22 protein-coding genes are annotated in these 22978 nt (G+C 70.0%); 7 read left to right on the forward strand and 15 right to left on the reverse strand.

The window, feature by feature from the left end:
- Window positions 1-43: 43 nt before the first annotated feature.
- Window positions 44-547, reverse strand: coding sequence for a hypothetical protein (locus MRBLWH10_RS11650; protein WP_341939992.1), 504 nt, complete (start codon window positions 545-547; stop codon window positions 44-46).
- Window positions 548-610: 63 nt separating this feature from the next.
- Between MRBLWH10_RS11650 and MRBLWH10_RS11655 the strand changes: the two genes are divergently transcribed.
- A complete protein-coding gene (locus tag MRBLWH10_RS11655) occupies window positions 611-2059 on the forward strand; it encodes an NAD(P)/FAD-dependent oxidoreductase (protein ID WP_341939993.1) in 1449 nt (482 codons plus the stop codon).
- A gap of 265 nt (window positions 2060-2324) precedes the next feature.
- Window positions 2325-3368 (forward strand): ATP-dependent DNA ligase, encoded by a 1044-nt coding sequence (locus MRBLWH10_RS11660; RefSeq protein ID WP_341939994.1) that lies wholly within the window; start codon window positions 2325-2327, stop codon window positions 3366-3368.
- A gap of 22 nt (window positions 3369-3390) precedes the next feature.
- On the opposite strand, the gene ligD is transcribed toward MRBLWH10_RS11660, so the two are convergent.
- From ligD to MRBLWH10_RS11675, 3 genes are all read right to left on the reverse strand, one after another.
- Window positions 3391-4446: a non-homologous end-joining DNA ligase gene (gene ligD, locus MRBLWH10_RS11665; protein ID WP_341939995.1), complete on the reverse strand. Its 1056-nt coding sequence runs from the start codon at window positions 4444-4446 to the stop codon at window positions 3391-3393.
- A 45-nt stretch (window positions 4447-4491) separates the two neighbouring features.
- Window positions 4492-5619, reverse strand: a complete 1128-nt coding sequence (locus tag MRBLWH10_RS11670) for an SseB family protein (protein WP_341939996.1) — start codon at window positions 5617-5619, stop codon at window positions 4492-4494.
- 144 nt (window positions 5620-5763) lie between these two features.
- On the reverse strand, window positions 5764-8241 hold the full coding sequence (locus MRBLWH10_RS11675) for a UvrD-helicase domain-containing protein (protein WP_341939997.1): 2478 nt from the start codon (window positions 8239-8241) through the stop codon (window positions 5764-5766).
- 90 nt (window positions 8242-8331) lie between these two features.
- Here MRBLWH10_RS11675 and MRBLWH10_RS11680 point away from each other — a divergent pair, with 90 nt between their 5' ends.
- Together MRBLWH10_RS11680 and MRBLWH10_RS11685 are read left to right on the forward strand one after the other, a co-directional pair.
- Window positions 8332-8730, forward strand: coding sequence for a YccF domain-containing protein (locus MRBLWH10_RS11680; RefSeq protein WP_341939998.1), 399 nt, complete (start codon window positions 8332-8334; stop codon window positions 8728-8730).
- Window positions 8731-8751: 21 nt separating this feature from the next.
- Window positions 8752-9213 carry a hemerythrin domain-containing protein gene (locus MRBLWH10_RS11685; protein WP_341939999.1) on the forward strand — a complete coding sequence of 154 codons (462 nt, stop codon included), beginning with the start codon at window positions 8752-8754 and terminating at the stop codon, window positions 9211-9213.
- A gap of 11 nt (window positions 9214-9224) precedes the next feature.
- Here MRBLWH10_RS11685 and MRBLWH10_RS11690 read toward each other — a convergent pair whose 3' ends face one another.
- On the reverse strand, window positions 9225-10211 hold the full coding sequence (locus tag MRBLWH10_RS11690) for a glycerophosphodiester phosphodiesterase family protein (RefSeq protein ID WP_341940000.1): 987 nt from the start codon (window positions 10209-10211) through the stop codon (window positions 9225-9227).
- 87 nt (window positions 10212-10298) lie between these two features.
- Here MRBLWH10_RS11690 and MRBLWH10_RS11695 point away from each other — a divergent pair, with 87 nt between their 5' ends.
- Both MRBLWH10_RS11695 and MRBLWH10_RS11700 read left to right on the forward strand, forming a co-directional pair.
- Complete coding sequence (locus MRBLWH10_RS11695) at window positions 10299-11237, forward strand: Bax inhibitor-1/YccA family protein (protein WP_341940001.1); 939 nt, start codon at window positions 10299-10301, stop codon at window positions 11235-11237.
- A 162-nt stretch (window positions 11238-11399) separates the two neighbouring features.
- Window positions 11400-11672 carry a GlsB/YeaQ/YmgE family stress response membrane protein gene (locus MRBLWH10_RS11700; protein WP_223586936.1) on the forward strand — a complete coding sequence of 91 codons (273 nt, stop codon included), beginning with the start codon at window positions 11400-11402 and terminating at the stop codon, window positions 11670-11672.
- A gap of 62 nt (window positions 11673-11734) precedes the next feature.
- On the opposite strand, the gene MRBLWH10_RS11705 is transcribed toward MRBLWH10_RS11700, so the two are convergent.
- Complete coding sequence (locus MRBLWH10_RS11705) at window positions 11735-13018, reverse strand: RNA polymerase sigma factor (RefSeq protein WP_341942591.1); 1284 nt, start codon at window positions 13016-13018, stop codon at window positions 11735-11737.
- A gap of 18 nt (window positions 13019-13036) precedes the next feature.
- Complete coding sequence (locus tag MRBLWH10_RS11710) at window positions 13037-13465, reverse strand: YciI family protein (RefSeq protein ID WP_341940002.1); 429 nt, start codon at window positions 13463-13465, stop codon at window positions 13037-13039.
- A gap of 129 nt (window positions 13466-13594) precedes the next feature.
- Here MRBLWH10_RS11710 and MRBLWH10_RS11715 point away from each other — a divergent pair, with 129 nt between their 5' ends.
- On the forward strand, window positions 13595-14269 hold the full coding sequence (locus tag MRBLWH10_RS11715) for a DNA alkylation repair protein (RefSeq protein WP_341940003.1): 675 nt from the start codon (window positions 13595-13597) through the stop codon (window positions 14267-14269).
- A gap of 91 nt (window positions 14270-14360) precedes the next feature.
- Here the strand turns inward: MRBLWH10_RS11715 and guaA are convergent, their stop codons facing one another.
- The 8 genes from guaA to MRBLWH10_RS11755 all read right to left on the reverse strand — a co-directional run bounded on the left by guaA (window position 14361) and on the right by MRBLWH10_RS11755 (window position 22952).
- On the reverse strand, window positions 14361-15947 hold the full coding sequence (gene guaA, locus MRBLWH10_RS11720; protein ID WP_105672735.1) for a glutamine-hydrolyzing GMP synthase: 1587 nt from the start codon (window positions 15945-15947) through the stop codon (window positions 14361-14363).
- The gene (locus MRBLWH10_RS11725) at window positions 15944-16450 is read right to left on the reverse strand and encodes a DUF3817 domain-containing protein (protein WP_223586938.1); all 507 of its coding nucleotides are present in this window, start codon (window positions 16448-16450) and stop codon (window positions 15944-15946) included. Before MRBLWH10_RS11725 ends, guaA begins: the two co-directional genes overlap by 4 nt.
- A gap of 115 nt (window positions 16451-16565) precedes the next feature.
- The gene (locus MRBLWH10_RS11730; RefSeq protein ID WP_105672733.1) at window positions 16566-16835 is read right to left on the reverse strand and encodes an HPr family phosphocarrier protein; all 270 of its coding nucleotides are present in this window, start codon (window positions 16833-16835) and stop codon (window positions 16566-16568) included.
- A 35-nt stretch (window positions 16836-16870) separates the two neighbouring features.
- Window positions 16871-18889 (reverse strand): fructose-specific PTS transporter subunit EIIC, encoded by a 2019-nt coding sequence (locus MRBLWH10_RS11735; protein ID WP_341940004.1) that lies wholly within the window; start codon window positions 18887-18889, stop codon window positions 16871-16873.
- Between the two features lie 24 nt (window positions 18890-18913).
- Window positions 18914-19855, reverse strand: a complete 942-nt coding sequence (locus MRBLWH10_RS11740; RefSeq protein WP_341940005.1) for a 1-phosphofructokinase — start codon at window positions 19853-19855, stop codon at window positions 18914-18916.
- Window positions 19852-20646 (reverse strand): DeoR/GlpR family DNA-binding transcription regulator, encoded by a 795-nt coding sequence (locus tag MRBLWH10_RS11745; RefSeq protein ID WP_341940006.1) that lies wholly within the window; start codon window positions 20644-20646, stop codon window positions 19852-19854. The genes MRBLWH10_RS11740 and MRBLWH10_RS11745 overlap by 4 nt, the downstream gene beginning before the upstream one ends.
- Before the next feature lie 120 nt (window positions 20647-20766).
- Entirely contained in the window at window positions 20767-21741 is a 975-nt protein-coding gene (locus MRBLWH10_RS11750; RefSeq protein ID WP_341940007.1) for a class I mannose-6-phosphate isomerase, read from the reverse strand.
- Entirely contained in the window at window positions 21741-22952 is a 1212-nt protein-coding gene (locus MRBLWH10_RS11755) for an ADP-dependent glucokinase/phosphofructokinase (RefSeq protein WP_341940008.1), read from the reverse strand. Before MRBLWH10_RS11755 ends, MRBLWH10_RS11750 begins: the two co-directional genes overlap by 1 nt.
- Window positions 22953-22978 lie beyond the last annotated feature (26 nt).

The following is a 22978-nucleotide window of genomic DNA, read 5'->3' on the forward strand; positions in this document are numbered from 1 at the left end:
AGAGGCGGCACCGCGGTGACGCACACGGGCCGCGTCGACGGGTTCAGTCGCAGGCGCAGCCGCCGGCGGCGGTCTTGACCATGAAGCACACATCGCACACGCCGTAGTCGCGCTCGATGGGCTTCGGCGTGCGCTCCGTGCGCGGAGAGCTCGCAGTGCGAGGAACGCTGACGCGCGGGGTGCTCGGCCGCATCGACCGCGCGGTCGTGGTCACCTGGGGGTACTCGCTCGGGTGCGTGACGAAGAAGTACGGCTCACGCCCCTCGCTCGGCTGGAGCCGCAGCGGGGTGGAGCCGATCGTGATGACCTCGTCCTCCCCGAACCCGTTCGTGTACGTGCGTCCGATGTGCAGGGATGCGCCCTCCCCACGACGGATGGCCTCGATGTACCGACCTCGGTCGATGAAGGAGGAGATGCCCACGGCATCGGTGACCGCAGTGATGAACTCGTAGTTCTCCAGGGCGACCCGGTGCGCACGAAGCGCCTCCGTGAGCGAGCGATACGGACGGGAGGTGCCAGTAGGGGTGGGACCCTGTACTTCAGTCATCTCCTCAATGGTCTCACCCCGGAGGCGGCGCGAATACCACTTGTGCCGTGGAAGACTGGGCGCATGGCGCGCGCGACGATCATCGGCTCCGGTCCCAACGGACTCGCGGCGGCCGTGTCGCTGGCCAGAGCGGGGTACGAGGTGCGCGTCCTCGAAGCCGCGGACACGATCGGCGGCGGCGTGCGCACCGCCGAGTCCACGCTCCCCGGCTTCCTTCACGACGTGTGCTCCGCCGCGCATCCCGCGGCCCTCGCATCCCCCTTCTTCCAGGCCTTCGGCCTCGCCGAGCGGATCGACTGGATCCACCCCGAGATCTCCTACGCGCATCCTCTCGACGGCGGCCGCGCCGGGATCGCCTGGCGCGACATCGAGCGCACGGCATCCGCACTCGGCGAGGACGGCAGGGCGTGGCTGTCGCTGCTGCGCCCGCTGAGCACGCACATCGACGGAGTCGTCGACTTCACCGGCAACCAGATGCTGCGCTTGCCGCATGAGCCGATCACGGCCTTCCGCTACGCGATGCGGATGCTGGAGCAGGGCACCCCCCTGGCGCGGCGCGCCTTCCGCACCGACGAGGCGGCAGGTCTCCTGTCCGGCGTGCTGGCGCATGCGAACACGCCGCTCCCCTCCCTCGCCGGCGCGGCAGCGGGGCTCCTGCTCGCCGCACAGGCGCACGCCGGAGGGTGGATGTATCCGCGCGGAGGCGCACAGGGCATCGCCGACGCCCTGGTGGCGGATCTCGTCGCCCACGGCGGCGCGGTCGAGACGGGCGTGCACGTCACCGACCTCTCGACCCTGGACTGGGGCGACCCCGCGCGGGGCGATCTGCTGATGCTCAACACCTCGCCCCGGTTGGCCCTCACTCTCCCCGACGTGCCGGCCCGTTACGCGAGCACCCTGCGGTCGTACCGATACGGCCCCGCCGCCGCGAAGGTCGACTTCGCCCTCGACGGCCCCGTGCCCTGGACGAACGAGGAGGTCGCGCAGTCGCCCACCGTGCACGTCGGCGGCACTCAGGCCGAGGTGTGGGCCAGCGAGAACGCGGTCGCGCGCGGACGCGTCAGCGAACGCCCCTACGTGCTCACCGTCCAGCCCTCGGTGTTCGATCCCACGCGTGCGCCAGAGGGCAAAGCCGTGCTGTGGGCGTACATCCACGTCCCGCAGGGCTCGGATCTCGACGCCACCGAGCTCATCACGCAGCAGGTCGAGCGCTTCGCCCCCGGCTTCCGCGATCGCATCCTCGCGCACCACTCGGTGCCGGCATCCGCCCGCGAGGCGATCAACCCCTCGGAGATCGGCGGGGACATCCTGGGCGGGGCCTTCACGATCCCCCAGGCGCTGCGTCGCCCCGTGCTCGGCACGAAGCCGTGGCGCACCCCGATACCCGGCGTCTACCTCGCCTCCGCCTCCACCCCGCCGGGGCCGGGTGTCAACGGCATGGCAGGGTGGCACGCGGCGCGCACGGCACTGGGCGATGCCGGCATCCCGGCGACCCTCGCAGACCTGTTCTGATCGGAACCCGGGTCGCGGTCTCCCCGCCCTCAGGTTCACAACTCCTCAAGAAACGCGCGCTCGACGGCTCATCGCCCGTCGATCGGCGGTTCCCTCGTTCCGGAGCAGCCGAACGTGAGGAGTTGTGAACCGCGACCAGCGCCGCAACTCCGGAGAACCGGCCACTCCGGGCCGAAGAGCCGCGCGCGTCCGCGGAGCGTCCGCCGACGTCCTCCGATTCTCCGGAGTTCTGGCGCGTGTCCCCGCCAGTCGCCAGGATGGACCCATGCGCTACGACATCCCCGCACCGATGCTGGCGAAGGCCGCGGCATCCGTCCCCGACCCCGCGAAGAGCTCCGGCGGGCTCCTGTTCGAACCCAAGTGGGACGGCTTCCGCGGTCTGATCGCGTGGGACGGCGAGACCGTCGAGATCGGCTCCCGTGGCGCGAAGCCGCTGACCCGGTACTTCCCCGAGCTCGTCGAGGCCATTCCGAGCCTGCTGCCGGGGCCGTGCCTGCTCGACGGCGAGATCGTGGTCGCGACCGGCCCTGCGGGGGCGCAGCGGCTCGACTGGGATGCCCTCAGCCAGCGCATCCACCCCGCAGCCTCCCGCGTCGCGAAGCTCTCGACCGAGACTCCCGCGATGTTCATCGCGTTCGACCTCCTCGCCGAGGGCGATGAAGACGTGCAGTCGTCGCCGTTCTCCGTGCGTCGCGAGCGGCTGGAGCGGATGCTGGCCGGAGTGGCGCATCCGCTGCACATCACGCGCACGACCCGCGATCGTGAGGCCGCCGTCCGCTGGCTGGCCGAGTTCGAGGGCGCCGGTCTCGACGGCGTCGTCGCGAAGCCGCTGGACCAGCCCTACGCGCCGGGCAAGCGCACGCTGATCAAGATCAAGCACGCGCGAACGGCCGACGTCGTCGCGCTCGGCTACCGCATCCACAAGTCGGGGTCGGGAGTCGGGTCGCTGCTCGTCGGGCTCTACGACGCCGACGGTACCCTGCGCCAGGTCGGCGGCGTCGCGGCCTGGAGCGACGTGCGACGACAGGAGCTCGTCGACGAGCTCGCGCCCCTCGTGGAGCGCGACGAGTCCGGCGGCGCCGTGACCGGGGAGGGCGAGCGCTCCCGATTCAGCGGCTCGAAGGACGTGTCGTTCGTGCGGCTGCGGCCCGAGCGGGTGCTCGAGGTGCGCTACGACCAGCTCGAGGGCGCGCGCTTCCGCCACACCGTGCAGTTCGAGCGGTGGCGCCCCGACCGCGATGCTCGCTCCTGCACCTACGACCAGCTCGACACCGTCGCCGGCTACGACCTGGCCGACGTGCTCGGCTGAGCCCGGCGCTCTCCCGGCTCGCTCACTGCGCGGAGGGCTGCCCGTCCTCGTCCCAGTTCGCCGCGACCTTCTTGCTCGGCTGCACTCGCGGGGGCTCTCCCGGCATCTTCGGGAACTCCGGCGGGAACGGCAGCTCGCCGAGGCCGTCGGCCTTGTCGCGCTCCCACCACTCCAGCAGGGTGTCGATGCGGCCGGGACTGCTCTGCATGCCGGCCCACGGGTCGCCCACCTCTTCGAGCCGCTTCGGGATGCTGCGCACCGTGAACCGCGCCGGGTCGAGCCCGTCGAGCTCCTCCCAGTGCACGGGGGTCGACACGGTCGCACCGGGGAGTGCGCGCGGACTGTAGGCGCCCGCCATGGTCCGGTCGCGGTTGGCCTGATTGAAGTCGATGAAGATGCGCTCTCCGCGCTCCTCCTTCCACCAGTTCATCGTGACCTGATCCGGCATCCGCCGCTCCAGCTCTCGCCCCGCGGCGATCACCGCGTGCCGCACGTCGAGGAACTCGTGGCTGGGCACGATGGGGGCGAACACGTGCAGTCCGCGGTTGCCGCTGGTCTTCACGAAGGCGTCGAGCCCCGCCTCGCGCAGCACCTCCCGCAGCGCGTGGGCGGCGGTGACGGCATCCGCGAAGTCGGTGCCCGGCTGGGGGTCGAGGTCGATGCGCAGCTCGACGGGGTTGTCGGGGTCGGACGCCAACGACGCCCACGGATGGAACACGATCGTGTTCATCTGCGCCGCCCACACGATCGCGCTGGGCCTGTTCAGCACGATCTGCGGATGCTGTCGCCCGCTGTTGTAGGTCACCATCACCGCATCGACGTAGTCGGGCGTGCCCGCCGGCGGGTTCTTCGAGAAGAAGCCGCCGCCCTTGCCGACGCCGTCGCGGAAGCGCTCCAGGGACACGGGGCGACCGCCGTTCGCCTCGAGGAACGGCCCGCTGACGACCTGGAAGTACTCGGCGAGCTCGGCCTTCGTGATGCCCGGAACCGGCCAGACCGCCTTGTTCGGGCTCGAGAGCACGACCTCGCGCTCTCCGTCGGGGTCGACGATGGTCAGGGTCACGCGCTCGGAGGCCATGACTCGACCCTAGAGGCAGCCTCGGACGCGCGGAAGCCCCGCCCGTCAGGACTCGATGTCGACCCCGAGCACCAGCACCGGAGCGAGCGCGTCACGCTCGACGAGAAGGGTCGGTCCCGCCGGATCGACGATCACTCCGGCCATCTCGGCATGCCCCGTGAGCACCTTGGCGAGCTGCGTGGGCTCGAACGGGAGCGGGCGGTCGCCTCGTCCCATCGCGATGACCTCGAGCGGGTGCGAGAACAGCTGGAGGAACCTCTTGCCGTCGGGGGTCTGCGCCTCGGCGATGCCCACGGGCGTCCCGTTGCTGCCGTCGTTGACGGCGACCCACATGCGCGTGGAGGCGAGAGCCTCGGCGACTCTGGCCGCGGAGTCCTGCTCGCGCGGGGCGGCGAGGATCGTCTTGACGGTCATCTCGGGGTCGCCCTGCTCGAGTGCCTTCTGCAGCAGCTCGGTCGGGAAGACGACGCGATGCGGCGCGGAGGCGTTGTCGACGATGAGACCGGCGAAGTCGCCAGCGACGACCTGCTGCAGCACGGACGTGACGGGCTGGGCGACCGCAGTGGTCGCGGCCGGATCGGCCTCGAGCTGCACCGAGTCGCGCACGGCACCGGCCGAGCTGAACGCGAGCATGAACTGACGGTCACCGTCGCGCACCACGGCGACGGACAGCGGCTTCCCCTCGCTGATCTGCGCACGGGCATCGCCGTTGACGCGGATGTACAGGTGCCCCTGCAGCGCCTGACGCATCACGCCGAGCAGCTGATCGTTCGACGCGCCCTGCTCGATCTCCTTGAGGGCGTCGCGGAGGAGGACGTTGTCCTTCATGCCGGCGACGGTCTCGGTCTGCTCCGGGGGCAGCGCAGGAGCGAGCGGAAGACGACGTTCCTGAGGATCGGGCAGCGCTGCCGGGGGTCCGGACTGCGTCGGAGCAGGAGCGACCGGGGCGGCAGGAGCGGGAGCGGCGGGCTCGTCCAGCGACACCTCGGGGCCGGCCTCGGCCCCCACTCCGCGGAACGCCTGCACCGAGATGCCGATCGTCGGGGCGGGTGCGGCCTCGACCGGGGCGACGGACTCGGCGCCGGTCGACTCGGATTCGACGTTCTCGGAGGAGATGTCGGATGCCGGGACTGCAGCGTCAGCGGACTTCTTGCGGCGGGAGAACAGGGCCATAATGTGCCAGCCTAACCGGCGACGACGGCGGTTCCGTGCGCAGGACCCGCCGTTCGGGGTCGGCTCTCAGCATCCGCCCCCGGGTGCTCCTCGCCGCACGGGCTGCGGGGTCGCGCCTCCTGGGCGCCGGAGCGTCGATGCGGCTCAGATCTTCTCGATCGGCGCGACCTTGATCAAGAGCTTCTTCTGCCCGGCGGTGTCGAAGCGCACGTGGGCGATGCGCTTCGCGCCCTCTCCGGTCACGGCATCCACACGCCCCTCGCCGAAGTCGCTGTGGCGGATGCGATCTCCGGCCGTCAGCTCGAGATCGCCGTTGTCGCGCATCTTCGCGGTGACCCGGTTGGGGAACTTGTCCATCGCGGTGGAGAGCGGCGTGAGCGAGTCGCGACCGGGGAGCGGCTTCACCGCGAACCTGTCGTTCGAACCGGATCCGCCGAATCCGCCGGAGCCACCGAACCCGCCGGAGCCCGAGCGGCGCGCGTTCAGCGCGCGCGACTGCATGCCGCCACGCGAGTTCACGTCTCCCGGCGACTGGCGCCAGTCGATGAGCCCCGCGGGGATCTCCTGCAGGAAGCGACTGGGCATGGCGACCGAGACCTCGCCGAACTGCGCCCTCGTCATCGCGAGGGAGAGGTGCAGGCGCTTGCGGGCACGCGTGATGCCCACGTAGAAGAGCCGCCGCTCCTCCTGCGGGCCTCCGGGCTCTCCTGCCGAGATGCGATGAGGGATCAGATCCTCCTCGACGCCTGTGACGAACACCGCGTCGTACTCGAGGCCCTTCGCCGTGTGCATCGTCATCATCGACACCGAGCCCGACTCGTCGTCGAGGTCGTCGGCGTCCGAGACGAGGGCCACCTCGGTGAGGAAGTCGACGATCGTGCCCTCAGGGTTGTTGCGCGCGAAGTCGCGGGCGACAGCCACGAACTCGTCGAGGTTCTCGACGCGCGCCTCGTCTTGAGGGTCGCGGCTGGCGCGCAGCGAATCGAGGTAGCCGCTCTTCGACAGCAGCACGCTGAGGCCGTCGGCGACCGTGGTCGGCGCGGGCACCTCGCCCGTCGCGGGCAGCATGATCTCGGTCGCCTCGGCGAGCACGGCGTCGAGCTGGGTGATCGCCGCCTGGATCTTCGGTCCGAAGCCGAGCTGGTCGGGCGCGGACAGCGCCTGCCGGAAGGTGATGCCATGCTCCTCGGCGAAGCGCGCGATGGCGGTCTCGGTGACGTCGCCGATGCCGCGACGCGGCTTGTTGAGGATGCGTCGGACGGCCATCTCATCTGCCGGATTCGCGACGGCCACGAGGTACGCCAGCGCATCCTTGATCTCGGCGCGCTCGTAGAACTTGGTGCCGCCCATGATCTTGTAGGGCACGGCCGAGCGGATGAAGATCTCCTCCAGCGCACGGGACTGCGAGTTGGTGCGGTAGAAGACCGCCATCTCGGAGTACGGGTAGCCCGCACGACGCAGCGCCTCGACCTCGTCGGCGACGAACTGGGCCTCGTCGTGCTGCGAGTACCCGGTGAAGCCGATGATCTTGTCGCCGTCGCCCTTGTCGCTCCAAAGCTTCTTGTCCTTGCGGTCGAAGTTGTTGCCGATGACGGCGTTCGCGGCCGAGAGGATGTTCTGCGTCGAGCGGTAGTTCTGCTCGAGGAGAACGACGCGCGCGCCGGGGAAGTCGCGCTCGAACTCGCTGATGTTGCGGATGTCGGCGCCGCGGAAGGCGTAGATCGACTGGTCGGAGTCGCCGACCACGGTAAGCGAGGCGCCATCCAGCTCCGGTGTCGTCTCCGGCTCGAAGATCATCATGCCGTTCGAGGCATACGGGTCGGGGGCGTCGCCCGACACGGGGCGGGTGAGCTCGTGGATCAGCGCGTACTGGGCGTGGTTGGTGTCCTGGTACTCGTCGACGAGGATGTGCCGGAAGCGCCGGCGATAGGTGTCGGCGACCTGCGGGAACGCCCGGAACAGGTAGACGGTCTGCCCGATGAGGTCGTCGAAGTCGAACGCGTTGGCCTTCTGCAGCTGGCGCTGGTAGTCGGCGAACAGCTCGACGAAGACGCGCTCTGCGGGGTCGCTCATGTTGGCCTGCCGCGCGTACGCCTCAGCATCGGACAGCTCGTTCTTGAGCTTCGAGATGCGCGACTGCACAGATCCCGGGGTCATGCCGTAGGCATCGGCCTCGTGCTCCTTGACCAGGCGCTTGATGAGCGCGCGCGAGTCACCGGAGTCGTAGATGGTGAACGACTTCGTGAAGCCGAACTGCTCGGCCTCGCGCCGGAGGATGCGCACGCAGGCGGAGTGGAACGTGGAGATCCACATGCCCCTGGCCGCATCGCCGACGATCGCCTGGACACGCTCGCGCATCTCGCCGGCGGCCTTGTTGGTGAACGTGATCGCGAGGATCTGGCTCGGCCATGCCTCTCGGGCGCGCAGCAGGGAGGCGATGCGACGGGTGAGCACGCTCGTCTTGCCCGACCCCGCCCCCGCGACGATGAGCAGCGCGGGGCCGCGATAGGTGACGGCCTCGAGCTGCTGGGGGTTGAGCCCGGCGAGGAGGTCGTCCTGCCCCTCCGCCCCAGTGGAGCGGGGGCCGACGGATCCGGGGACGATGAGAGGTGCTTCGGTCATGGCCTTATGAGTCTAGGCGTCACCACCGACACCGCAGACGGGGTGCGAGCGGGCATCGGACGTTCAGGCCGCGAGTGCGAGAATCGAGCGGTGCGCACGATCCTCAACGTCATCTGGCTGATCTTCGCCGGCTTCGCCCTCTGGCTGGGCTACATGCTCGCCGGCATCCTGCTGTGCATTCCGATCGTGACGATCCCGTGGGCGATCGCGTCCTTCCGCATCGCGGGCTACGCGATCTGGCCGTTCGGCCGAGAGGTCGTGAGCAAGCCCACCGCGGGCGTCGGATCCTTCCTCGGCAATGTGCTCTGGGTGATCCTCGCCGGCTGGTGGCTCGCCATCGGGCACATCGTCTCGGGCATCGCCCTGTGCATCACGATCATCGGCATCCCGATGGGGATCGCCGACTTCAAGATGGTCCCCGTGTCGCTGATGCCGCTGGGCAAGGAGATCGTCTCGACGAAGAAGGGCGCGTTCGACCGAACGCTGTGAGACGCGCCTAGACTGGCGCGGATGGATGCCGACCGCCTGATCGCCTGGGACGCGGAGCTCCGCAGCGCCCACGCTCGGCTCCGCGCGGCGCTCGCGGCCACGCGCGAGGCTCTCGATGCGGGAGCAGCGGCGCCGGATGCGGCATCCGACCTCCTGCTGTACTGCATCGGCTTCTGCTCGGCGCTGGACGGCCACCACCGGGCGGAGGATCGGAACCTGTTCCCCGCCCTGCGTGAGGAGCACCCCCGGCTGGGCGGCATGATCGACAAGCTCATGCAGGACCACTCGATGCTCACCCACCTGCTCGCCGGGCTCCGGCATGCGGTCGAGAGCGGCGAGAGCCCCGACTCGATCTCCCGTCATCTCGACGGCGTCGGCGCGATCATGGAGTCGCACTTCCGGTTCGAGGAGCGCGAGATCCTCGAACCTCTGCGCACGATGCGCCTCGACGCCGAGGTCGCGGACGTGCTCGGTCCCCTCTGAGCCGTCGTCCGTCAGCCGCGGAAGAAGCTCACGCCGAGATCGGGGTGGTCGACGAAGACGCCGTCGACGCCGGTCTCGGCGATCACCCGCCACTCCGACTCGTAGTCGCCGTACGCGCCCTTGCCACCGCTCCCCCGGTACTCCGCCGCGAGGAACGCGTTCTCAGGTCGGCAGGTCCAGGTGAAGACCTTGAGACCCCGCGCGTGCGCGTCGGCCACGATCGTGTTGCCGCGGACGAGCAGCATTTTCTTGCTCACGCTCACGCCGTCGACCCTGCCCACGAGGGCGTCGAGGCCCTGAGGGGTCACCGTCGACGCGTAGGTCGGGGCCTGCTTCCCCTGCGCGACCAGGAGGTCGTACGGACGCCCCGCGGCCTCGATCAGGTAGACGTACGAGGCCGGGATGCCGCGCTCGCGCAGCTCGCCGAGGATGGTCGACTCGAAGCACTCGATCACGAGAGGCAGCTCGCCGTCGGCCCAGCCCGCGGCACGGAGGTCGCGGGCGATGAGAGGGGCGAGATCGATCCCGATGCTCGCGAAGTAGGTCGCGTGCTTGACCTCCAGCACGACGCCGATCTCCCGGCCGTGCTCGACCGACCCCTCGCGCACGAGGTCGAGCACGTCGACGAGCCGGAGGATCCCCTGCGCGTCGTCGAAGCTCGCGCTCGAGACGCGCACCGCGGGGAGGCGCTCGCGCGTGCGCAGCACCGACAGCTCCTCCCACGTGAAGTCCTCGGTGAACCAGCCCGTCAGCGCGTGCCCGTCGACCGGCTTGGTCGTCTTCCGGTCGGCGAACTCCGGATGCAGCGCCACATCGGTCGTGCCCGAGATCTCGTTCTCGTGACGCACGACCAGCACGCCGTCCTTGGTGGCGACGACGTCGGGTTCGACGGCGTCCACCCCCATGGCGAGCGCGAGCTCGTAGGAGGAGCGGCTGTGCTCCGGACGGTAGCCGGGCGCACCTCGGTGCCCGATGACGAGAGGGGATTTCCTGGGCACGCTCTCAGCGTAGAACACCCAGGTGACGCGCCCATCCGGGTATCGTGGAGGGAAGCGACCTACAACCACTTCGGAGTGAGGCCCACCATGAGTAATTTCGCATTCAACAATCCGGCGTTCCAGCAGCAGGATCCGCGCAACGTCGCGACCTACCCCGGGGCACCGCAGGCGGCTCAGGGTGCTCAGGCCGCCTCGTTCCAGCAGGCCGGTGTCGACGCCGCGGTCAACGCGCAGCTGGAGGGCATGTACGCCGCTCCCCCGGCCGGCGCGATCGAGACCGACCGCATGTCGGTCGAGGACACGGTGTGGAAGACCGCCGGTCTCTTCGGCATCCTCCTCGTCACCGCCGCGATCGGCTGGGTGCTCACGCTCGGCGGCATCGCCGCGCCCGACGTCTCAGACCCGTATCTGCGGACTGCGGCTCTGAGCAAGATCGCCCTCTGGCCCTGGATCGTCGGGGCACTCGGCGGCTTCGTGCTCGCCATGGTCATCACGTTCACCTCGCGCAAGAAGGTCCGCCCCGCGCTGATCTTCGCCTACGCGGTGTTCGAGGGCCTCTTCATCGGCGGCATCTCGGCCTTCTTCGAGGTGCAGTGGCCCGGCATCGTCATGCAGGCCACGCTCGCGACCGTCTCGGTCGTCGCGGTGACCCTGGCCCTCTTCGCGAGCGGCAAGATCCGCGCTTCGGCGAAGATGACGAAGATCGTCATGATCGCGATGATCGGCTACCTCGTCTTCTCGCTGCTGAACGTCGTCCTGATGTGGACCAACGTGCTCCCCGAGGGCCAGGCCTTCGGCCTCCTCAGCGCGAAGATCGGCCCGTTCCCGCTCGGTCTGATCATCGGCGTCCTCGTCGTCTTCATGGCGGCGTACTCGCTCGTGCTCGACTTCGACCAGATCCAGCAGGGCGTCCGCAACGGCGCTCCCCGCAAGTACGGCTGGCTCGGCGCCTTCGGCATCATGGTCACCGTGGTCTGGCTGTACGTCGAGATCCTGCGGATGATCGCGATCGCGCGCAGCAACTAGACGCAGAACACGCTCGTCCGAAGAGGCCCGTCCCCCTGGGGGCGGGCCTCTTCGCACACTCCGGCGGTCCTGCGCAAGGGGGTGTCGGAGAAACCCGGATGGGCGGATGGTGGTGTCTACGAGCCCTGGCACCCCGGGGCTCCTGACACAAAGGAGCTGACCATGAGCTTTCTCGGCTTTCTTCTTCTCGGCCTCATCGCCGGAGCCATCGCGAAGCTGATCCTTCCCGGCCGTCAGGGCGGAGGATGGTTCATCACCCTTCTTCTCGGCGTCGTGGGAGCGCTGCTCGGCGGTTGGCTCGGCAGCCTGATCCTCAACCGTCCGCTCACCGAGTTCTGGGACCTGGGCACGTGGCTGCTCGCGATCGCCGGTTCGATCATCGTGCTGCTGATCTACGGCCTCGTGGCCGGACGTGGACGTGCTGTCCGCGACTGACCCGCGCTGATACATACGCCCGTCCCCTTCGAAAGCCGAGGCTGTCGAAGGGGGCGGGTCTTTCAGTCTCCGGCGGCCTTCGCCTGCAGCAGCGCCCGCTCGCGATCGTTGCCGGCGAGGGAGGCGGCCGTCGCGAACTCGCTCCGCGCCTCCTCGGTACGGCCGAGCCGCAGCAGCAGCTCGCCGCGGGTGGCGGGCAGCAGATGGTATCCGCGCAGCGCACCCGACTCCGCGATCCGGTCGATGATCCGGAGAGCGGATGCCGGCCCCGTCGCCATCGCGACGGCCGCAGCACGATTCAGCTCGACCACCGGGGACGGCGCCAGCCGCCCCAGGGCCTCGTAGAGCACGACGATGCTCTCCCAGTCGGTCTCCTCGACGGAGGGCGCGACCGCATGGCGTTCGGCGATGGCCGCCTGCAGCCCGTAGGCGCTGCGTCCCCCTCCCCGCGCGTCAGCGGCGGCGAGAGCGGCGCGTCCGCGCGCGATGCGTCCGCGATCCCAGCGCGACCTGTCCTGATCGGCCAGCAGCACGGGATCCCCGTTCGCGTCGATGCGCGCGGGGAACCTGGCCGCTGTGAGCTCCATGAGCGCCAGCAGACTGTGCACGTCGCGCTCGCGCGGCATGAGAGCGGCGAGCACGCGGGTGAGCCTGATCGCCTCCACGCTGAGCTCCGGACGCATCCAGTCGGATCCGCTCGATGCCGCATGCCCCTCGTTGAAGATCAGGTACAGCACGCCCAGGATGCCCCCGAGCCGCGCCGCATGCTCCTCCCGCGAAGGCATCTCGAAGGGGACGTTCGCCGCTGCCAGCGTCTTCTTCGCACGCACGATCCGCTGCTGCACGGTCGCCGTGGGCACGAGGAAGGCGCGTGCGATCTCCTCGCTCGACAGGCCGCCCACCACCCGCAGTGTCAGCGCGACCTGCGCCTCCCGCGACAGTACGGGGTGGCAGGAGATGAAGATCAGGCGCAGCACGTCGTCATCGACGGCATCCGGGTCCCAGGGCAGCGCGTCGGCCACCTCCTCCTGCTCGCGCTCCAGGTCGTGGGCGAGCACGGCGATGCGGTCGTCCAGCCGCTCGCGCCGACGCCAGCCGTCGATCGCCTTGCGCTTGGCGACCGCGGTGAGCCAGGCGGCGCCGTTGCGCGGCACGCCCTCGACCGGCCACTGCGCGAGTGCGTCGAGCAGCGCCTCCTGCGCGAGGTCCTCCGCGAGACCGAAGTCTCCGACCAGACGCGACAGCGTCGCGACGATCTTCGCCGACTCGATGCGCCACACGGCCGCGACGGCGCGCTCCGCCGCTCCCCTGTCGGGTGCGGAGCGCGCCATCGCCTCACCGGTCATCGTCGGCATCCCGCCCGTTCAGGCCTCGGCGGCCTTGGCGGCGGCGTCCTCGATCCACTGCTTCTCCTTCTGCACCCACTCGTTGTCCTGGGGGAAGTCCTCGACACCGTGGATGCGACGGATCTCCAGCTTCGAGCCGGGGCCGAGCGGGCAGCGCTTCGCCCACTCCACGGCCTCCTCCTTGGACGAGACCTCGAGGATCCAGAAGCCGTTGAACAGCTCCTTCGTCTCGCCGTAGGGGCCGTCGGTGACGAGGGGCGGCTCGCTGGAGAAGTCGATGACGACGCCTTCAGCGGCGTCCGTCAGACCATCACCGCCCGCCATGACGCCGGCCTTGATGAGCGACTCGTTGTAGCGCCCCATCGACTCGATCATCTCCTCGAACGGGATCTCCTTCGACGCCTCGAGTGCCTCGTCGGTCGCGCGCATGATGAGCATGTACTTCATGATGTTCTCCTTGATCGTGGGGCCGTCTCTCGACCCTCTCATTGAAGACGTCGAACGGGAACGCATCGGATCGACATCCTCGCGAAAAAGTTTCCGAGATCCGTCGCAGGTCCGCTCTAGACTCGCTCCGTGACCGCCGCAGACCTCGTCGACAGCATCCGCCAGGCCCTCCGCGAGAGCGCGGATCCCGCGATCGCGCCCGGTCAGCAGGCGTACATGAAGTCGTCCATGCCGTTCCTCGGCGTGAAGGTGCCGCAGGCGCGAAGGATCGCGCGACAGGCCGCCCGCGGACGGAAGGATGCTGCGGAGCTCCGTGCCGCCGCGCTGGGGCTGTGGCGCGGGGCGACGCACCGCGAGGAGCGCTACGCCGCGACCGAGATCATGGGGCTGCGTCCGCTGCGCGGTCGGCTGGACATGCTCGACGTGCACGAGGAGATGATCCGCACCGGCGCCTGGTGGGACCACGTGGACGAGGTCTCGCACCGGCTGGCGGAGACGCTGGACGCCCACCCCGAAGAGCTCACGCCCGTGCTCGTCGCCTGGGCGCGCGACGAGGACTTCTGGGTGCGACGTGCCAGCATCATCTCCCAGCTCGGACGGCGGGGCGACACCGACGTCGCGCTGCTGGTGAGCGCGATCCAGCCGAACATCGCCGACACGGAGTTCTTCATCCGCAAGGCGATCGGCTGGGCCCTGCGCGAGTACGCGAAGACCGACCGGGAGTGGGTGCGCACGTTCGTCGCCGCGCACGAGGGCGAGCTCAGCGGGCTGTCACGGCGCGAGGCGATGAAGCACCTGGGTTGAGCCGCGCCGCCCGCAGCGCCCGGGGACGCGAAAGGGCACGGACCGCGATGGTCCGTGCCCTTTCGGCGTCAGGCGAGTGGGAGCGACGGCGTCACTCCCACTCGATGGTCCCCGGCGGCTTGGAGGTCACGTCGAGGACGACGCGGTTGACGTCGCGCACCCCGTTGGTGATGCGGTTCGAGATCTTCGCCAGCACGTCGTACGGCAGGCGCGTCCAGTCGGCGGTCATCGCGTCTTCGCTCGACACGGGACGCAGCACGATCGGGTGGCCGTAGGTGCGGCCGTCGCCCTGCACGCCCACGGAGCGGACGTCGGCGAGCAGCACCACAGGGCACTGCCAGATCTCCTGGTCGAGGCCGGCCTTGGTGAGCTCCTCGCGCGCGATGGCATCGGCCTCACGCAGGATCTCCAGGCGGTCCTTCGTCACCTCGCCGATGATGCGGATGCCGAGGCCCGGGCCGGGGAACGGCTGGCGGCCGACGATCGCCTCGGGGATGCCGAGCTCGCGGCCGATGGCGCGGACCTCGTCCTTGAACAGCGCCCGCAGGGGTTCGATCAGCTCGAAGTCGAGGTCGTCAGGGAGCCCGCCCACGTTGTGGTGCGACTTGATGTTCGCGGTGCCCGCGCCGCCGCCGGACTCGACGACATCGGGGTACAGCGTGCCCTGCACGAGGAACTTGACCGGAGCGCCGCCCGCGGCCTTGGCCTCGGCGACGAGGTCGAGCTGCACCTTCTCGAACGCGCGGATGAACTCGCGCCCGATGATCTTGCGCTTCTCCTCCGGGTCGGTCACACCCTCGAGGTGGCCGAGGAACGTGTCGGCCGCGTCGACCGTGATGAGACGGACGCCGGTGGACTCGACGTAGTCCTTCTCGACCTGCTCGCGCTCGCCCTTGCGGAGGAGGCCGTGGTCGACGAACACCGCGGTGAGCTGGTCGCCGATGGCCTTGTGCACGAGGGCCGTGGAGACGGCGGAGTCGACGCCGCCGGAGAGGGCGGAGATGACGCGGGCGTCGCCGACCTGCTCGCGGATGCGCTCGATCTGCTCGGCGATCACGTTGCCGCTGTTCCAGTCGGACGCGAGACCCGCGCCCTTGTGCAGGAAGTTCTCCAGCACGCGCTGACCGTGGTCGGAGTGCTTGACCTCGGGGTGCCACTGCACGCCGTAGAAGCGACGCTCCTCGTTCGCGAAGGCCGCGACCTTGGTGGCGGACGTGGTGGCGAGGACCTCGAAGCCCTCGGGGGCCGTGGCGACCTGGTCGCCGTGGCTCATCCACACGTTCTGCTCCGCAGGCTGGCCGCCGAGCAGCGTGCCGCCGTCGCCGGAGATGACGGCATCCGTCGCGCCGTACTCGCGCAGGCCGGTGTTCGCGACCTCGCCGCCGAGGGTCTGCGCCATGTACTGGAAGCCGTAGCAGATGCCGAGGGTCGGCACCCCGAGGTCGAAGACCGCAGGGTCGAGGCGCGGGGCGCCCTCCTCGTACACCGACGACGGACCGCCGGAGAGGATGATCGCGACCGGGTTCTTGGCGGCGATCTCCTCAGCGGTGGCCGTGTGCGGCACGATCTCGCTGTAGACGCCGGCCTCGCGGACTCGACGGGCGATCAGCTGCGCGTACTGCGCGCCGAAGTCGACCACGAGCGCTGGACGCTGCTGGGTCTCGGATTGTTCGGTCAACGGACACCTTCCGGGGAGGGGCGGGAATCGGGGTCTGCGGGGAGCGCATCGGGCTCCGGCTGCGCGGTCGCGGCCTCCCTGGTGGAGAGGTACGTCTTCACCTCGCGGGCGACGATGCCCTCCATGAAGAACGACAGCAGCGGGATGACGCCGCCGAGCGCCAGGGTGATGAAGCGCAGGAACGGCCAGCGCATCAGGCTCCACATGCGGAAGCACGCGAAGAGGTAGACGACGTAGAACCAGCCGTGGGCGACGAGGATGCCGAGGGAGAGGTTGAGACCGTCGCCCGTCGACTCGAGGCCGTCCGGCCCCTCGACCACCGGCGCGAACCAGAGGAAGCCGCCCCTTCCGCCCGCGAAGAGCTCGAGGTGGATCGGCGTGTACTTGAGCACCATCTCCGTGACCAGCAGGAGCAGCATGACTCCGGTGATGATCGACGCGATCTGATAGAACTTCAGCGCACCGCGGATCGCCGGAAAACTGGCGACTTTCGGTTCTGGCATGGAGTCCAGTCTAGCCGGGCCGGGATCGCATCCGTTCCGGTGCCCGGGCGCTCCGCGCTGCGGACCGCGAGGCGCGACGACGGCCGCCGGGGCTTCCCGGCGGCCGTCGGCACGATCACTCCGCGTCGAGATCCGTCTCGAGCAGGGCGACGAGCTCGTCGAGCGCCTGCTCCGCGCCCTCGGCGTCGGATCGCAGGGTCACGACGGCGCCCTTCGAGGCTCCGAGCCCCATCAGCGCGAGGATGCTGCCGGCGTTGAGCTCGGCCCCGCCCGCGAGGGAGATGGTGATCGGGATGCCCTTCTCCTGCACCGCCGACACGAAGAGCTTCGCGGGGCGGGCGTGCAGCCCTGAGCTGCTGGCGATGGTGGCCTGGCGTTCGGTCATTTCTGTTCTCCTTCGATGCGGTGTCGGGTGCGTGATCAGGCGGCGACGGCGACGGGGTCTCCCGCTCCGACGAACCTCTTCAGGGCGACGATGGCGAGCGCGCTCACGATCGTGCCCGCGGCGAGAGCGAGGAGGAAGCCCCAGATCGGATTGATCGCGAAGAACACGAAGATGCCGCCGTGCGGGGCCAGCGACTGCACGCTGAACACCATGCTGAGCGCACCGGTGACGGCGCCGCCGAGCATGGACGCGGGGATCACACGCAGCGGATCGGCGGCGGCGAACGGGATCGCGCCCTCGCTGATGAAGGAGGCGCCCAGCAGCCATGCGGCGACCCCGTTCTCGCGCTCGACCGTTGTGAACCGGCGACGGGCCAGCACCGTGGAGGCGAGGGCCATCGCCAGCGGCGGGACCATGCCCGAGCACATGACGGCGGCCATGATCAGGTACGGCGCGGGGTTGTCCGAGGATGCGGAGGCGAGACCGGCCGTCGCGAACGCGTAGGCGACCTTGTTCACCGGTCCGCCGAGGTCGAAGCACATCATGAGGCCGAGGATCACACCGACGAGCACGATGCCCGAGGTGCCGGCGAGCCCCGTCAGCCACTCGTTCAGGATCTGCATGAGCCCCGCGATCGGTCGACCGAGGAACAGCAGCATCAGGCCGGACGCGACGATCGAGGCGAGCAGCGGGATGATCACGACCGGCATGAGGCCGCGCAGCCATCGCGGCGCGTCGATGCGTCCGATCGCCCAGGCGATGAACCCGGCGAGCAGACCGCCGACGATGCCGCCGATGAAGCCGGCGTTCATGAGCACCGCGATGGCGCCGGCGACGAAACCGGGGGCGATGCCCGGCCGGTCGGCGATCGCGAAGGCGATGTACCCGGCGAGCGCCGAGACGAGGAAGCCCATCGACGTGGCGCCGATGACGAAGAGGACCGATCCGATGTACTGGCCGAGGCCGCCGTCGGGCAGCGCCCACAGCGCGTTGCCGAGCACGATGTCGAACGCCTGATCGTCCTTGTTGACGTTGAACCCGCCGAGGAACGGCAGGAAGCTCAGTGCGATCAGCAGTCCGCCCGCGGCGACGAACGGGATCATGTAGCTGACGCCGGTGAGCAGGATGCGCCTGATCCGCGACCCCATGGACTGCGCCTGCGCGGGCGCTGCAGCGGACGACGACGACGCGGCGCCCGACACCCGGGCGGCCGACGGATCCTTCGACGCGGCGATCGCCTCGGCGATCAGGCGCGCCGGCTCCTCGATGCCCCTCTTCACCCCGGAGCGCACCACGGGCTTGCCGGCGAACCGCTCCTGGGCGCGCACGTCGACGTCGACCGCGAAGATGACGGCATCCGCATCGTCGATCACGCTCTGCGGCAGGGCCTTGTACCCGCTCGATCCCTGCGGCTCCACCACGAGGTCGACGCCTTCCACTCGCCCCGCCGCAGTGAGGGCGTCGGCGGCCATGAAGGTGTGGGCGATGCCCGTCGCGCACGCCGTCACCGCGACGATGCGGGCGCGACGCGGTGCACCGTCTGCGGCGAGCGCTCCCGCAGATTCGGACGGTGCGACGGCGGCGGATGCCTCCGGCTGCGGCTCATAGCTGATCGCCGCAGCCACGATCGTCACGACCTCCTCGGCGGAGCGAGCCGCGCGCAGGGCGCCGGTGAACTCCTCCTGCATGAGGCTCCGTGCGAGCTTCGACAGCATCGCGAGATGCGCCTCGGCGGCCGTGTCCGGCGCGGCGATAAGGAAGACGAGATCGGCCGGCCCGTCAGGGGCGCCGAAGTCGACCCCCGGCGCGAGACGGGCGAAGGCGAGGGTCGGGATCGTCACCGACGCGCTCTTCGCGTGCGGGATGGCGATGCCGCCGGGCAGACCCGTCTCGTCCTTCTCCTCCCTCGCCCAGGCGTCGTCGAAGAGCCCCTGCGCGCTGTTCGCGCGGCCCTGTGCGGCGACGCGCTCGGCGAGAGCGCGGATGACGGCGGACTTGTCGGCGCCGAGGGCCGCATCGATGCTGACCAGCTCGGCGGTGATGGTGTCGGACATGATGACCTCCAGTGGTCGTCAGAGTTACAGAGAGCGGACGATGATGTCGTCGTCGCCGAGATCGGCGGACGACGGCACCTGGGTGCCCGGAAGGGATGCCGCCGCCGCCCCGTAGCGGATCGCGGAGCGCAGACGATCGGCCGGCTGCTCGCCGGCCAGGTCCGCGAGAAGGTAGCCGGCGAGGGAGCTGTCTCCCGCGCCGACCGTGCTCACGACGCGGATGCGCGGAGCCGCGGCGCACCAGGCGCCGTCTGCCGTCACCAGGACGGCGCCGGCCCCGCCGAGCGTGACGAGCGCCGCCGCGACGCGACCGGGGACGATCCCCCGCGCCACCGCGGCGACCGCGCCGTCGTGGTCGTTCTGATCGATCGGCCCCCCGACGAGATCGGCGAGCTCCTCGTCGTTGGGTTTGATGAGGTCGACGGCGGCATGCTCCACGACGTTGCGCAGAGCGGCACCGGAGGCGTCGACGGCGACCTTCGGAGCGCGCGTTCCCCATCGATCCCGCACCGCACGGACGACGTCCGCATAGAACATGTCGTCGAGCGTGTCAGGGAGCGACCCCGCCAGCACCAGCCAGTCCGCATCGGCGCTGGTCTCGACCACGGCGGAGAGCATCGCGTCGGCGTCGGCCACGGTGAGAGGGGCGCCGGGGAGGTTCAGCTTCGTCGTGACACCGGCGGGATCGGTGATCGCCAGATTCGTGCGGGCGAGGCGTTCGACGGGGACGGGGCGCACCGCGAGGCCCGCGGCGTTGAGCGTGGCGCGGAAGGGATCGTCGGCAGCCAGCGGAAGCACCGCGCGCGTCCTGACGCCTGCCGCCGAGACGACCCGGGAGACGTTGATCCCCTTGCCGCCGGCGTCTTCCCGGGCGGACGCAGCGGTCTGCACCTCTCCGGGGCGCAGTGCGTCGCGGAGGGTGATCGTGCGATCCAGCGCCGGGTTGACGGTGAGCGTGACGATCATGCGACCCAGACCTCGACCCCGGCCTCGGCCAGCGCCTCCGCGAGCTCGGGCGACGGCGCGGCATCCGTCACGAGGATGTCGATGTCGCTCAGCGCGGCGAACGTGACGAGCAGCTCCCTGTCGTGCTTGCTCGAGTCCGCGACGACGACGACCTTCCGCGCCGAGCGGACGATGGCCGCCTTGACGGAGGCCTCATCGGGGTCGGGCGTGCTCAGCCCGAATCCCGCGGAGATGCCGTTCGCACCGACGAAGGCGACGTCAGGGCGGAGACGGCCGATCGCTCCGACGGTCTCGGCGCCGACGGCCGCCGCGGTGATCCCCCGGATGCGACCGCCGATGACGGTGAGGGACATCCCCTCCGCCGCCGCGAGGACGGGCGCGATCGTGAGAGAGTGCGTCACCACCTCGATGCGCTCATCTCCGGCTGATGCGAGAGCGCTGCGCGCCGACAGGGCGTCGGCGACGGTCGCGGTCGTGGTGCCGGCGTCGATGAAGACGGAACCGCGGAAGCCGCTCCCCAGGGCGGAGAGGGCGCGGGCGGCGATGGCCTGCTTGGCCGCTCCATGCCGGTGCGTCCTCTCGAGCACCGTCGGCTCGTCGATGCTGTCGGCATCCCGTGCGACGGCTCCCCCGTGCACGCGGACGAGGGCGCCGGCGTCTTCGAGTGCTCCCAGATCGCGACGGATCGTCTCGGTCGTGACATCGAAGCGCTGCGCGAGCTCGACGACGGCGACACGGCCCTCGTCGAGCAGAATGCGCTCGATCAGCTGCTGACGCTCCAGTGCATACATTGCCGACTCCGTTGTTGAGGGAAGATTCCCACACGATACAACAGAGAACAACACAAACACAATGATGAATCTGCGATCACCTGCGTTTCGCGAGCTCGCCGCTCAGCTCGGATCACACACCTACGGCGCCGGCGGTCGGGCGATCAGCAGCTCGCCGCGCCCATCGACGACGACCTCTCCCTCATCGGCGGCGACGAGCAGAACGCTCCCCCGGTGAACGGCCTCGCCGCCCACCTCCATCCGCCCATCCGTCGCCACGACGACGGAGAAGCCCGCGGCGATACCGGTCGCGCCGTCGACTTCGACCCGCTCGAGCCGGAAGTACCGGTCGGCCTCCGCCGGGAACACCGAACCGGTGCGCGGGGCCCGATGCACGAGCGACGCGATCTCGGGCTCCGAGCGTCTGACGGTGGACACCGCGCTCAGTGCCAGATCGGAGCCGAGGCCGAGATGCCACACATCCGTCGCGTCCAGCTCGAACCCGCGCCACTCCAGGAGGATCGAGAGATCCTCTGGCTGCTGGAGCTCCAACAGCAGGACGCCTGCACCGATCGCGTGCAGCTCCCCCGGCGGCACCCAGACCACGTCCCCCGATGCGACCTCGATCTCGTGCAGCAGCGAGAGGAGTCCCTCGGAATCCTGCCGGGACACGAGATCCGCGAGCACCGCAGCCCCGGCGTCCTGACGCAGTCCGACGTGGACGACGCCGCCCTCGAGGATGTACCAGGCCTCCGCCTTGCCGTGAGGCCGGCCGAGATGAGCCGCCGCGAAGTCATCGTGCGGATGCGCGTGCACGGGCAGGCGCTGACCGGCGTCGAGGAGCTTGACCAGCAGGCGGGCATCCGCACCCCACCTCTCTACGTGCGCCGCACCGAGCCAGGCGACGGGGTCGTCGGCGATCGCATCCCGCAGCATCCGCCCGTCGGGCAGGACCGTCAGGCCGAGGTCGCTCTCGCCACGGATCGTGATGGTCGACGCGATCCAGTCCTCCGGCTCGCGTGCGGCCGCGGGGGCCTCACCGCGGAACCGCGTGATCCGCGCCCCGCCACGGTAGAAGCGTTCACGAGGGCGGTTCGAGGGCAGGGCGATCGGCATCAGGATCGCCGCCCCGTCGCCCGCACGGGTTCGACGTGGCCAGCCAGGAAGCCGCCGACGAACGTGTCCCCCAGCCCGACCGTGGTCGGAGCGAGCACGTCGAGGTGGAACGCCGCGACGCCCGCCGCCTCGGGCAGAGAGCCCTCGACCGCCCTGATCAGCTCGCCGCCGCCCTCATGACGCGGGAGCCCCGTCGTCGCCGCCACGTCGTCGGCCGTGATGCCGTCTCCGAGCCGGTAGCGGGTCGCGGCGACGCTGACGGCGCTGTCGAGAGCCTTCCTGTGGCGCGCGGCCTGCGGGCCCACGGCGACGGCCCAGTAACGTGTGTGCACGACGAGAGCCGGGACCGGGATCAGCGCATGCACCTCGCGCAGCGCATCGGCGACCTCGTCCGCATCGAGCAGCCGCACGGAGCGTCCGACGTACTCCTGGAGCTCGTCCTCGTTCATTCCGTAGACGTCGATCCGCGGCAGCAGCCGCGCACGGACGGTCTCCGAGAACTCGCGCGTGTAGAACCCCGCGTCCTCGTAGTACAGCAGCGCGTCGGCGGGCAGCGTCCGCATCGCGTCCTGCAGCTCGCCGAGGCGCCGCTCGAGGAGCGAGTGGTCCTGCATGGTGTTGAACCCCGAGACCAGGAATCCGCCGGCATCCGTCAGCTCCGCGGAGAGCGCCGGGGCGATGGCCATCTCACGATTGGGAGGATCGTTCGCGAAGATGAGACGGTTCGACGCGGGCGAGACGATATCGGCATCGACGAGCTGCACCTGAGCTCCGGCCGGGTACTGCACGATGAGGTGCGGGTCGAGGGTGTCGGCGTCGGCCGAGCACACGTACGAGACCGCTTCCGGCAGGAGCCTGCGCACCGTGTCGTCGATGCTGACCAGGTGCTGAGTGCTCGGGATGCCGAGTCCGGCGAGCGCGAGCCCTGCGCGCACTCCGGTGCCGCCGAGGGTCACGTCGTACGCGAAGTGCGCGCTGAAGCACTCGATCACCGCCGAGTCGGACACGAACCGCTCCGCTCCTGTCCCCGATGCGACGAACGCGAGGATCGACACGATCAGCGACCTCTCGTCGACGATCGGCGAGGTGGAGGTCACCTCGTGCCTGCGGATCCCGTGAGCCCGCGCCAGCCTTCCGAGCACGGCGGAATCCCACCGCAGCTCGTAGTCGACGGTCCCGCCGAGTCCCAGTACGAGTCTTCGCCTGCCCACGTCGCCGATCATCCTCCTGTCGCGCC

This window comes from Microbacterium sp. LWH10-1.2 (assembly GCF_038397765.1).
GTDB classification, from domain to species: Bacteria; Actinomycetota; Actinomycetes; order Actinomycetales; family Microbacteriaceae; genus Microbacterium; species Microbacterium natoriense.